General features: G+C 57.1%; 12 protein-coding genes and 1 pseudogene. 10 read left to right on the top strand and 3 right to left on the bottom strand.

Annotated elements, in window-relative coordinates; genetic code table 11:
- The first annotated feature begins 157 nt into the window (after positions 1 to 157).
- A complete protein-coding gene (locus GGE33_RS14560; protein ID WP_183824191.1) occupies positions 158 to 1102 on the top strand; it encodes a 2-hydroxyacid dehydrogenase in 945 nt (314 codons plus the stop codon).
- Between the two features lie 9 nt (positions 1103 to 1111).
- Positions 1112 to 2143, top strand: coding sequence for an L-idonate 5-dehydrogenase (locus GGE33_RS14565; protein ID WP_183824194.1), 1032 nt, complete (start codon positions 1112 to 1114; stop codon positions 2141 to 2143).
- A 15-nt stretch (positions 2144 to 2158) separates the two neighbouring features.
- Here the strand turns inward: GGE33_RS14565 and GGE33_RS14570 are convergent, their stop codons facing one another.
- Together GGE33_RS14570 and GGE33_RS14575 are read right to left on the bottom strand one after the other, a co-directional pair.
- Positions 2159 to 3196 (bottom strand): LacI family DNA-binding transcriptional regulator, encoded by a 1038-nt coding sequence (locus GGE33_RS14570; protein ID WP_148148853.1) that lies wholly within the window; start codon positions 3194 to 3196, stop codon positions 2159 to 2161.
- Positions 3197 to 3248: 52 nt separating this feature from the next.
- Positions 3249 to 4169 carry a LysR family transcriptional regulator gene (locus tag GGE33_RS14575; RefSeq protein ID WP_183824197.1) on the bottom strand — a complete coding sequence of 307 codons (921 nt, stop codon included), beginning with the start codon at positions 4167 to 4169 and terminating at the stop codon, positions 3249 to 3251.
- 125 nt (positions 4170 to 4294) lie between these two features.
- Here GGE33_RS14575 and GGE33_RS14580 point away from each other — a divergent pair, with 125 nt between their 5' ends.
- The 7 genes and pseudogenes from GGE33_RS14580 to GGE33_RS27990 all read left to right on the top strand — a co-directional run.
- Positions 4295 to 5131, top strand: coding sequence for a transporter substrate-binding domain-containing protein (locus GGE33_RS14580; RefSeq protein WP_183824200.1), 837 nt, complete (start codon positions 4295 to 4297; stop codon positions 5129 to 5131).
- Between the two features lie 33 nt (positions 5132 to 5164).
- Entirely contained in the window at positions 5165 to 5863 is a 699-nt protein-coding gene (locus tag GGE33_RS14585; protein WP_148148850.1) for an amino acid ABC transporter permease, read from the top strand.
- The gene (locus tag GGE33_RS14590; RefSeq protein ID WP_148148849.1) at positions 5863 to 6573 is read left to right on the top strand and encodes an amino acid ABC transporter permease; all 711 of its coding nucleotides are present in this window, start codon (positions 5863 to 5865) and stop codon (positions 6571 to 6573) included. Before GGE33_RS14585 ends, GGE33_RS14590 begins: the two co-directional genes overlap by 1 nt.
- Positions 6570 to 7301 (top strand): amino acid ABC transporter ATP-binding protein, encoded by a 732-nt coding sequence (locus GGE33_RS14595; protein ID WP_183824203.1) that lies wholly within the window; start codon positions 6570 to 6572, stop codon positions 7299 to 7301. The genes GGE33_RS14590 and GGE33_RS14595 overlap by 4 nt, the downstream gene beginning before the upstream one ends.
- Positions 7302 to 7318: 17 nt before the next feature.
- On the top strand, positions 7319 to 7993 hold the full coding sequence (locus GGE33_RS14600; protein ID WP_183824206.1) for a 4-carboxy-4-hydroxy-2-oxoadipate aldolase/oxaloacetate decarboxylase: 675 nt from the start codon (positions 7319 to 7321) through the stop codon (positions 7991 to 7993).
- Positions 7994 to 8028: 35 nt separating this feature from the next.
- Positions 8029 to 8799, top strand: coding sequence for an amino acid ABC transporter ATP-binding protein (locus tag GGE33_RS14605; protein WP_183686440.1), 771 nt, complete (start codon positions 8029 to 8031; stop codon positions 8797 to 8799).
- A 313-nt stretch (positions 8800 to 9112) separates the two neighbouring features.
- Positions 9113 to 9409 (top strand): annotated as a pseudogene (locus tag GGE33_RS27990) (IS30 family transposase); the annotation flags it as partial.
- A 93-nt stretch (positions 9410 to 9502) separates the two neighbouring features.
- Here the strand turns inward: GGE33_RS27990 and kdgR are convergent.
- A complete protein-coding gene (gene kdgR, locus GGE33_RS14610) occupies positions 9503 to 10291 on the bottom strand; it encodes a DNA-binding transcriptional regulator KdgR (RefSeq protein WP_183824209.1) in 789 nt (262 codons plus the stop codon).
- Positions 10292 to 10590: 299 nt separating this feature from the next.
- Between kdgR and bglB the strand changes: the two genes are divergently transcribed.
- On the top strand, positions 10591 to 11658 hold the full coding sequence (gene bglB, locus GGE33_RS14615) for a beta-galactosidase BglB (RefSeq protein ID WP_343062495.1): 1068 nt from the start codon (positions 10591 to 10593) through the stop codon (positions 11656 to 11658).
- Positions 11659 to 11663 lie beyond the last annotated feature (5 nt).

Below are 11663 nucleotides of genomic sequence, written 5' to 3' on the forward strand. Positions count from 1 at the left end.
ATGCCCTGGCTGGAGCCGGTGATCAGCGCGGTTTTACCCGTCAGATCGAACAGCGGAAATGACATCAGAAATTCCTCCCGGTTCATAAGCTTCTTTGACGTTGACATAGATGTTATCGATAACATATGCAATCAAAAACCAAACGCGGGAGTGAGAAATGAAGCCACAAATCCTCGTCATCGGCCCTTATCCGGAGTGGGATATGGTTGAGCTCGAAAAGAGCTACGATGTGAAGAAGCTCTATGAAGCCAGCGATCGAGACGCCTTCATCGCCAATGAAGCCAGCCAGGTAACGGCAATTGCTACGCGCGGTGAACTCGGCGCCTCGGCGGAGCTGATCGGCAGGTTGCCAAATCTGAAGATCGTTTCGGTCTACGGGGTAGGATATGACGCGGTCAATCTGGACGCCTGCCGCGAACGCGGTATTCGCGTCACCAACACGCCCGATGTGCTTACCAACGATGTTGCCGATCTCGGCGTCGCTATGATGCTCTGCCAGTCGCGCGGCATGATCGGCGCCGAGCAGTGGGTGAAGGACGGAAGCTGGGCCGCCAAGGGTCTTTACCCGCTTAAGCGCAAAGTCTGGGGCCGCAAGGCCGGTGTTCTCGGCCTTGGCCGCATCGGTTTCGAGGTCGCCAAGCGCCTGCGCGGTTTCGATATGGATATCGCCTATAGCGACGTGTCGGAAAAGTCCTATGCCGAGGGCATGACTTTTAATGCCGATCCGGTGAAGCTTGCCGAACATTCGGATTTCCTGTTCGTGACGCTGGCGGCTTCCGCTGCCACGCGGCATATCGTCTCGAAGCCGGTGATCGAGGCTCTTGGCCCGGAAGGCATGCTGATCAACATTTCTCGCGCCTCCAACATCGACGAGACAGCACTCCTGGACGCGCTTGAAAATGGCAAGCTCGGTTCGGCAGCGCTCGACGTGTTCGATGGCGAGCCCAATCTCAACCCGCGCTTCCTCAAACTCGAAAACGTTCTGTTGCAGCCGCATCATGCGTCGGGCACGATCGAGACGCGCAAGGCGATGGGCAAGCTCGTGCGAGACAATCTGGCGGCGCATTTTGCCGGCCAGCCCCTTCCCACTCCGGTCATCTGAGGTCGTGTCATGAAAGCTGTCGTCATCCATTCCGCCAAGGACCTTCGGGTCGAGGGTCGTGAAGTCGAGGTTGCTGGTGCAGGACAGGTGGATATCGCCATCGAAGCCGGCGGTATCTGCGGCTCCGACCTGCATTATTACCACCATGGCGGTTTCGGCACGGTGCGTGTGCGCGAGCCGATGATCCTCGGTCATGAAGTCGCCGGCCGGGTTGTTGCGCTCGGAAGCGGCGTTTCGCATCTCGCAGTTGGCGATCGTGTCGCCGTCTCGCCGAGCCGTCCCTGCAATAGCTGCGATTATTGCCTCAAGGGCCAGCAGAACCACTGCCTCAACATGCGCTTTTACGGCAGCGCCATGCCCATGCCGCATATCCAGGGCGCGTTCCGCCAGCGTCTGGTGGCCGAAGCCTGGCAGTGCCACAAAGTGAACGAAGGCATTTCCATCAACGAGGCAGCCTTCGCCGAGCCTTTTGCCGTGACGCTGCATGCGGTCTCTCGCGCCGGTTCGCTTCAGGGCAAGCGGGTTCTGGTCACCGGCTGCGGCCCGATCGGCGTCCTGTCGATCATCGCCGCCCGCCTGCATGGTGCACGCGAAGTGGTTGCGACCGACATCATGGATGCCGTGCTGGAAAAGGCGAAAGCAATCGGCGCCGATCGTACCATCAACACCGCGTCACACCCCGATGCCCTCAGCGCCTATACGGCCAACAAGGGTTATTTCGACGTTCACTTCGAGGCCTCTGGCAATGAACGCGCCGTCCGCTCGGGCCTGGAGGTGTTGAAGCCTCGCGGCATTCTCGTCCAGCTTGGCCTCGGCGGTGATATCTCGCTGCCGCAGAACACGATCGTCGCCAAGGAAATCGAGGTGAAGGGCACGTTCCGCTTCCACGAGGAATTCGGCCAGGCGGTCGATCTCATCAACCAGAAGCGCGTCGATTTCTCACCACTCCTGTCAGAGATCTACCCGGTCGCTGATGCGGTTAAGGCATTCGAGGTTGCGGGGGATCGCAGCCGTTCGATGAAGGTCCAGCTCAGCTTCTGAGCCGAATGAAACCTATCACGTGCTGCCGCGAAGCAGCACGTGATAGCTCGTCTTGATGGTCGCGGCGGTGCTGCGCTTTTCAAGCATGGCAATCATCTGCCCGGCTGCCTGCGCGCCTATACCGTAGCTGTCGACATTGACGGTGGTTATTCCGGGTTCAGACACCGAAGCGATCTCGTAGTCACCAAAGCCGGCGATGGCGATGTCTCCCGGCACAGAAAGCCCCATTCTACGGCATTCCATCATTGCGCCGAAAGCAGGGAGATCGCCGACGCAGATAGCAATATCGGTGTCCGCAAAATTGCGAAGCAACTGGCGGATAGCTTCTGCTCCATGCGCCATGCGCATTGGCGTGGACTCCACCGATACAACTCTGTGGCTGCTCAGGCCATGCCGCAGCAGGGCGCGGTCAAACCCGATATGACGCTGACGCCCGCGTGCATCGGAAGCTTCGGTCCCAATGATGAAGCCGAAACGCGAATAGCCTTGGGGGACGAGAGTGTCGACAAGTGCTTCCATCGCATCGGCGTTGGAGAAACCGACGACGGCATTAATTGGGTTTTCCGGCACATCCCAGGTCTCGATCACCGGAATTCCGGCATTTGCAAGCATCGATCGCGCACGCGACGTATGTTCTCCGCCCGTCAGGATGATACCTTCTGGCCGACGCCGCAGCATGGATTCAATCAGCTCTTCCTCGCGCTCGACCGAATAATTCGTGTAGCCGAGGAGCAGCTGCATGCTCGTCTGCGCAAGCGCATCGGTAATCCCGCGTGCGGTGTCGGCGAAGTTCGAATTGTCGATCGAGGGGACGATTGCGGCGATGAAGCCGCTACGGCGTGAAGACAGGGTACCGGCCGACTGATCTAGAACGTAACCAAGCTGGTCAACTGCCGCCATGATGCGCTCGAACGTGCCCCTGGCGATATAGGAATTGCCCTTGAGGGCACGCGACACCGTCATCGCGGATACGCCGGCAACTCGCCCGACATCCGCCATTGTCGGTGGACCATTACCGGCTTCGGTTGGTCGGGGCTCCTGCTCGATCGACATCTTTTCTCCTGTTACGGGATGATCCAGCTGAAAGGGTGCTTTCGGGCGCGTGTCAAGGCAAGCATGTCCAATGCCCTTCTTGGCCCAGCGTCTTTATCACAGATGTCAGAATGTTCCGCACCTCGATCATCGCGCGGGTCGGGGGGTGGTTGACCGGCATGTCGAGTATGAGGCGGCGCGAGAGTACGGGGGCGGAGAGGGGAATTGCGGCAAGGTTTCCCTGCTGCATATCCGTATACACGGCACCCCTGCCGAGGATGGCAAAGCCCAGGCCTGCGCGAATGGCAGCCCTGGTACTCGCCAAGCCCTCGATCTCGCGCACAATGTTGAGGTCGCGGCCCAGCATCAAAGCTTGCCGTTCAAGCAGGACACGAATGCCGTGACGGCGGGTCGGCATGATCAGCGGCAGAGAAAGTGCGTCCTCGACCGACATCTGCCCGGTTATGTCGTCAAAGCTGCCGATCCTTCCCACGGCATAAAGCCGCTCGTCGAAAAGGGGCAGTGAACTTGCCTTGGCGACATCAACGAGATTGATGGCAAGATCATGCAGATGCGCGTCGATCGCAGCTCTCAACGTCTGGCTGTCGCCCTCGCTGATCGTCAGGCGGATCTGCGGAAACATCTTCTCGCAGATTTCCAACACGGGAACGGAGAGAATCGGGGAGAGCGAGCTCAGCATGCCAAGCGAGACATCTCCCCTTGGCGTCAGATCCTGTTGCCTGGTTTCCGCCTCAGCCTGCTCGACCGCGCGCAGGATCGACTGGGCGTGAGAGAGCAGCGTCTGTCCCGCATCGGTAAGTATCACTCCGCGGGATGTACGGTTGAGAAGCTGGACGCCCAGATAGTCCTCCAGCGAGCGCATGTGCAGGCTCAGCGGCGGTTGAGCGACACCCAGTTCCCGTGATGCCCTAGTGAATGACCCCACTTCCGCAATCTTGGAAAAATAGCGCATCTTTAAAAGATCGAGAACCATGCATCCCCTCCACCTTCCATACCGTAAAGATATAGTACGTATCTGCAATATATATTTGTTCGAATATCGAGCTTGGCCTAGGTTTTCCATGCAGCGAGAGGAAGCGCTGTTAAAAGGAGGACACTATGAAATTTGCTCGTCTTATGACGCTAGCCGCGATCGGCGCTGCGTTGTTTTCAAATGTCGCCGCCGCCGAGCAGCTGGATGACATTAAGAAGGCTGGAGTTCTGAACTGCGGTGTTCTGACGAACTCGCCGCCGCTTGGTTTCCAGGATCCCAAGACCCGTGAGCCTAACGGTTACGAGATCGAGATTTGCCGTATGTTCGCCAAATATCTCGGCGTCAGCGCCAAGATGACGGCCGTCTCGCCACAGACCCGCATGGCCGAACTGACCCAGGGACGCGTAGACATCCTTTCATCGCTTCTGAGCTACAGCAAGGAACGCGCCGAGCAGGTGGATTTCAGCGGCGCCTATATTGCCGAGGACTTCAATTTCGTCGTGCTTGATCAGTCTGATATCAAGGCCGTTGCCGACCTTTCCGGCCAGCGCATCGGGCTGGTAAAGGGCTCGGTCCTGATCCCCCTGACGGAAAAGCGCCTTCCGGATGCCCGCATCCTCTCGTTCGAAACGAGTGCCGCATCCTTCCTCGCCCTGCAGCAGGGCAAGGTGAAGGCGACCGTCTATCGTTATTCCGAAGGCAAGGCCGTGCAACGTAATGCTGGCTCCGAGATCAAGGGGCTGCGCTTCCTTGACGAACCGCTTCTCTCCATGCCGTCCGGTTTCGGCTTCCGGAAGGGATCGCCGGAACTGGTCAAGCAGGCGAACGCATTCCTCGCCGAACTGGAGACCAATGGGGACGGCCAGAAGCTTTACGACAAGTGGCTGGGCAAGGATTCTGACCTGAAGGCCACGCGCAAGTTCGAGTTCGGCAAACCCCAGGAAACCTGGTTCACGAACTGATCTCCTCCGCATACTGCATACAGGTCAACTTTCATGGGTTACCAATTCGACTTTGGTAAGGTCCTGCAGGGTGAGTATCTCGAACTCATCCTGGAGGGTCTCCAGGCCACGATGGTGGTCTTCGTTTTCTCCTGGATTATCGGTCTGGTTCTGGCGGTCGTATTGACCGTCATTCGAGCGATCGAGTTCAAGCCGACACAGTTTCTGGTCGCTGCCTTCGTTGAATATCATCGCAACGTGCCGATGCTGATCCAGCTGTTCGTCTGGTATTTCGGTTTTGCCGTCGTCCTGCCGGATGCGGTCAACGATTATCTGAACGATATCGGAGCGGAGATCGGATATGCCATCGTGGCGCTGGCCCTGAACAAGGCGGCGTATATGTCCGAGGATTTCCGCAGCGGTCTGCGCTCCATCCATCCGGCGCAGATGGAAGCGGCGCGCTCGATCGGACTGACCTATCTTGGTGCCATGACCTGGGTGATCCTGCCGCAGGCCTGGCGCCTGGCGCTCCCGGCGCTGCTCGGGCAGACCCTCATTCTCTTCAAGGGTACCAGCCTTGCCGCCGCCATCGGTGTTGCCGAACTCAGCTACCAAGCCCGTTATATCGAGGAACAATCCTTCCGCATCTTCGAGGCCTACGGCATCGCCACGGCAATCTACATGCTCATCTCGTTTGCGATCATGTGGCTCTCGTCGATCCTCTCCAAGCGATATGAGCTGAGGGTGAAGTAATGCTGGAAATCATTCAGGAATACTGGCTTCTGCTGCTGATCGGCGAATATCCGCACGGCAAGCTCGGCGGACTGGCGATGACGCTGATCATCTCCTTCGTCAGCCTCATCGTAACATTTCCCTGCGCAGTTCTCATCGCACTCGCCAGAACCGGAAAACCTGGCATCATCCAGTCGATTGCCAACGGTTTCGTTCACAGCGTTCGCGCCATTCCGCTGCTGATGCTGATCTTCTGGGCCTATTTCGCCGTGCCGATGATCATCGGCTTTCCGATAGATGCTGCCTTCACGCTAATCGTCGCCATCGTCATCTATCAGACGGCCTATCTGGGTGAGATCATCGCAGCAGGTATCACGGGGCTGCCGAAGGGGCAGCGGGAAGCAGCCGCAGCGCTCGGCCTCGGCTATATCCCGACCATGTTCAGGATCATCCTGCCGCAGGCGATCTTCAATGTCATTCCGGGCATCGTCAATCAGCTGACAACGATCATCAAGGAATCCTCGCTCGGCTCGATCATCGCTGTCTCGGAACTCTCATATGTCATGCTGCAGGTCAATTCCAACGAGGTGACCAAGCCGCTGCAGATCTTCGGCATCCTCGCTGCGGTCTATTTCGTCCTTTGCTTCGCTCTCAGCCAGGCGACCAATTGGCTGGAACGCCGCATTTCGTCCCGCAGAACGGGGCAGGTCGTTGTGGAGGCCGTAGCATGATCGAGTTCCAAAACGTTTCCAAGTGGTTCGGTGCCTTGCAGGTGCTGCGCGATGTCAATGCTACGGTAGCCAAGGGAACCACGACCGTTCTCTGCGGCCCTTCCGGCTCCGGCAAGTCGACACTGATCCGCACCGTCAACCGGCTGGAACCGATCCAGCAGGGCAAGATCACGCTGGCCGGGCATGACATCTACGCGAAGGATATCGACGTCAACGTGCTGCGCAGCGGCATCGGCTTCGTCTTCCAGCAGTTCAATCTTTTTCCGCATCTCTCGGTCGCGGAAAACGTCATGTTGCCGCTGTTGCGCATCCGCAAGCAATCGCGTGCCCAAGCTCGGTCTGTGGCAATGCAGATGCTGGAGCGGGTAGGGCTCGCCGACAAGGCCCATTCGCTTCCTGCCGACATTTCCGGTGGTCAGTCTCAGCGTGTCGCGATTGCGCGCTCGCTGATCCTGAAGCCGGAAGTGCTTGTTCTCGACGAGCCGACCAGCGCGCTCGATCCGGAAATGGTCGGCGAGGTGCTGAAATTGCTGAGGGAACTATCGGCCGATGGCATCACCATGATGTGCGTCACCCACGAAATGGGTTTCGCCCGCGAAGTGGCGGATCGCATCTGGTTCCTGCGCAACGGCACGCTGACCTTCGACGCCGAACCCACCGAATTCTTTTCGGACGATGCCCATCAGGATGTTCGCAACTTCCTTTCGGCTGTTCGTAAAAATCATTGAAATCACAGGAGCAAAACATGGTCCATATCAAGGATATTCCCGCCCGCCCGAGCAAATCGGACATTGATGCACTGGCAAAATTTTCGCCCGCCACCATTCACGAAGCACAGGGCCGTCGGGGCGCCTTGTCGTCGCGGCTGAAGCCGGTCGATTACCGCATGAAACTCTGCGGTCCCGCTTTCACGGTCAAATCCTCGCCGCGCGACAACATCATGCTGCAGCTGGCGATCAATTACGCCAAGCCCGGCGACATCATCGTCGTTTCGGCGGGTGAATACGAAGAAGCCGGTTCGTTCGGCGATGTTCTGGCCAATGCTTGCCTTGCCAAGGGCATCGGCGGCCTGGTTACGGATACCGGCGTGCGCGATACGCTGCAGCTTCGCGAACTCGGCTTCCCGGTCTTCTCGCTCAGTACCTGCATCAAGGGCACCGTCAAGGAAACGATCGGCACGACGAATGACAGCATCATCGTCGGCGGCGAGATCATCAATCCCGGTGACGTGATCGTCGGTGATGCCGATGGTCTTGTCGTCGTTCGTCGTAGCGAAGTCGCCGAAGCGGCAAAGCTGTCTCAGGAGCGCGAAGACGCCGAAGCCGGTTTCATCGAAGCCTACAAGGCCGGCAAATCGGTGATCGAAGTCAGCAAGCTCGAGCCGGTCTTGAAGGCGAAGGGTCTCGTGGTCGAAGCCTGAGCTCCAGCCAAGACACAACACCATTTGGATATGACATGAGCGCAGCACTGAAAAAACTGACCGTTTCCTCGACCGAGGTTGCAGTCGAAATCATCGGCATGAACAAGTGGTATGGTGATTTCCACGTGCTGCGCGACATCAATCTGAAGGTGATGAAGGGCGAGCGCATCGTCATTGCCGGGCCTTCGGGCTCCGGCAAGTCGACGATGATCCGTTGCATCAACCGGCTGGAAGAACATCAGTCGGGCAATATCCTCGTCGACAACATCGAGCTTACCAACGATCTGAAAAAGATCGACGAGGTGCGCCGCGAAGTCGGCATGGTGTTCCAGCACTTCAACCTCTTCCCGCACCTGACCATCCTGGAAAACTGCACGCTGGCTCCGATCTGGGTCCGCAAGATGCCGAAGAAGGAGGCCGAAGAGATCGCGATGCACTATCTGAAGCGCGTCAAGATCCCGGAACAGGCGAACAAATATCCGGGCCAACTCTCCGGCGGCCAGCAGCAGCGCGTGGCGATCGCCCGCTCGCTCTGCATGAAGCCGAAGATCATGCTGTTCGACGAGCCGACCTCGGCGCTCGACCCGGAAATGGTCAAGGAAGTGCTCGACACCATGGTCTCGCTTGCCGAAGAAGGCATGACCATGCTGTGCGTGACCCATGAGATGGGTTTTGCCCGCCAGGTCGCAAACCGCGTCATCTTCATGGACCAGGGCCAGATCGTCGAACAGAATTCGCCGGCCGAGTTCTTCGATAATCCGCAGCACGAGCGCACAAAACTCTTCCTCAGCCAGATCCTGCACTGAGTTTTAAACGTTGCAGTGCACGAACGAAAGCTAGCAATGCGAACGGTGAGAACAAGCCAATAAAGTTCCATAATTCATATTATGCGACATCAATGTGTCGCCAAGTACATCATACCAGCAATTTCAATGGCTTTGCTTTGAATGCTTTCGCATGCCCCGATAGTACCGGCCACTGACCCTCACCGATCGGCATCATCTTCACTGGTTTGTTTGAGCAGAAAGTCGCGGTCAACGAGATGCCGCTACGGCAACGACGTCATCGTTGAACTATCTCTTGCGAGATCCGTCGCAACACCTTCCATGACAACGAGTCTCCTCAGTACAGCGCTTTGCACGTGAGAGCTTTATTTTCGATCGCGGCACGCAGTTCGCTGCATGCCGGCTTTGGAAGATGATATCGACGTACGAAGCCGGTTCTACGATCCAAGCGCGCTATGGCGGAAAGGTGCGATAGAAACACAAGCGAGCGCATACGCCGCTTCTTGCCGCCAGACCTCAGCCAGATGTCCCAAGCAATGCTGAACCAGATGGCACGCATTCTCAACGCAGAAAATGCCTAGGCTACAGGACGCCGACCGAAGCGTTCATGGCCAATTTGCAGGAGGAGGCCGACTCCCCTACCCTGCGAAACATACATGATGCACTTGGATTAGCTTCTCCAGTGGGTGGATTCGACGATGTTTGCCCAAGGTGACTTAGCCGTTCAGCCGCTAAAGCCGAGGCTCTTCGAAGCCATCTGTCCGGCCTCCAATAATATCCGAACATATGTGGATTTGCGCGCCGGATCGAAGCGGAATAGCGGAAATGAGATGCTGATTGCTGCGATTGACTTTCCCAGATGATCGCGAATGGGTACAGCCATGCATCGTACTCCTACCTCGCTCTCCTCCAGTTCCTCCGAATAACCGTCTTCGCGGATACGGATCAGCTGTTCACGCAGTGTCTGAACATCAGTAATCGTTTTTGGCGCCAGTTTCTCGAATGTCATCTTAGACAAACGCTCGGCGATTTCCGTTTCATCGCGATAGGCAAGCAACGCCTTTCCAAGAGAGGTGCTGTGCAACGGATTACGTTTGCCGAGCGGAGAGTTCATCGACAGGCTATAGGCACTGTCGTATTTGTGGATATAAGCGACGCGCTGTTCTCGCTCGTCCATCACCCCAAGATTTATGGACTCGCCAGTCTCACGAGAGAGCATGCCCATAGCACGGTCTGCGGCCTGAAGCAGATGTGTCTGGCCACGCAGTGTGCGCGCGCCCAGTCCAAACAATTTCAATGTCAGCCGATATTTTTCGGTCTCCTCCTCCTGTTCGGCATAGCCGAGATCAACAATTGTCTGCAGCAATCGGTGTGTGGTGGCCTTGGAGGTCATGGCTCTTTGAGCGATATCGCCCAGGCTGGAGCGCCCTTCCTCAGCCAGCGTTTCAAGGACCGAAAAGACCTTCAAAACCGCAGCCACATTGTCAGATTTGTTGCGCGAGGCGTCAGACATCGATCACTCCAAAAAAATAGAATTACATTTTGAAAATATTGCATCGCATTGTCAACCTCTGCCGTACCGACGAAAAATCCCCTAAAAACCTTAGTTCTTGCGGTTTGAGAGGTTTCTATCGATAAATCCTGAGCGCCCATTGCATTTCATTTTTTTGTATGCTTCCTTCAATTTCAGAATGAAATCGCGTTCCGATTTCGTGGCCGGGCGCGGAGGTCCGGCGGCACTGGAGGGAAGTATCTTTGACTATGCATGCGCTTCTGCGGCAGAAAAATTTCGTGGCGCCGAGACAGGAAGTCGTGGGCTTGATCCAGCGACTCGCGGATAATCTCGTCGCCATAGAAGACAAGACGGGCGAATTTCTTCTGCGTCTTGAAGATGGCCGGGTGATCGACACAAAGGGCTGGGCCGGTTGGGAATGGACCCACGGTATCGGGCTTTATGGTCTGTTCAATTACTGGCAGCAGACCGGCGACCAGAAGGCGCTCGATATCATCACCTCATGGTTCGATGCGCGTCTGGCCGAAGGCACCCCGACGAAGAACGTCAATACCGTCTGCCCGTTCCTGACGCTTGCATGCCTCTATGAACTCAATCCGAACCCGGCCTGGAGGCCCTACCTGGAAACTTGGGCGGAGTGGGTGATGCATGAAATGCCGCGCACGAGCGAAGGCGGCATCCAGCACATCGTTTATAATAACGTCAATCATCAGCAGATGTGGGATGACACGCTGATGATGAGCGTCATGCCGCTAGCCAAGATTGGCCTGCTGCTTGACAAGCCTGAATATGTGGAAGAGGCGAAATACCAGTTTCTCATTCACACCCAGTATCTGGCCGACCGCAAGACCGGCCTGTGGTTCCACGGCTGGACCTTCGAGGACAAGCACAATTTTGCCGAAGCGCTCTGGGCACGCGGCAATTCGTGGATCACCATCGCCATCCCGGAATTTCTCGATCTACTCGACCTGCCGGAAGGCGACGCGTTCCGGCGTCACCTGATCTCGACGCTGAAACGTCAGGCTGAAGCGCTGGCAGAACATCAATCATCGTCCGGTCTGTGGCACACGCTGATCAACGATCCGCAAAGCTATGTGGAATCCTCGGCTGCCGCCGGCTTCGGTTACGGGCTTATGAAGGCCGTACGCAAGCGTTACCTCGGTCCGGAATATCTTCCCGTGGCGGAACGTGCGGTAAAGGGTGTGATCGGCCATATCGATGCGGCCGGTGAATTGCAGAACACGTCCTTCGGCACGGCCATGGGATCAGATCTCGATTACTACCGCCAGATCAAGCTGACGGCGATGCCGTATGGGCAGGCGATGGCGATCCTATGCCTGTCGGAATATTTGCGTTCCTATATCTAACGACC

Source organism: Aliirhizobium cellulosilyticum (assembly GCF_014198105.1).
In the GTDB taxonomy this organism is placed as follows: domain Bacteria; phylum Pseudomonadota; class Alphaproteobacteria; order Rhizobiales; family Rhizobiaceae; genus Neorhizobium; species Neorhizobium cellulosilyticum.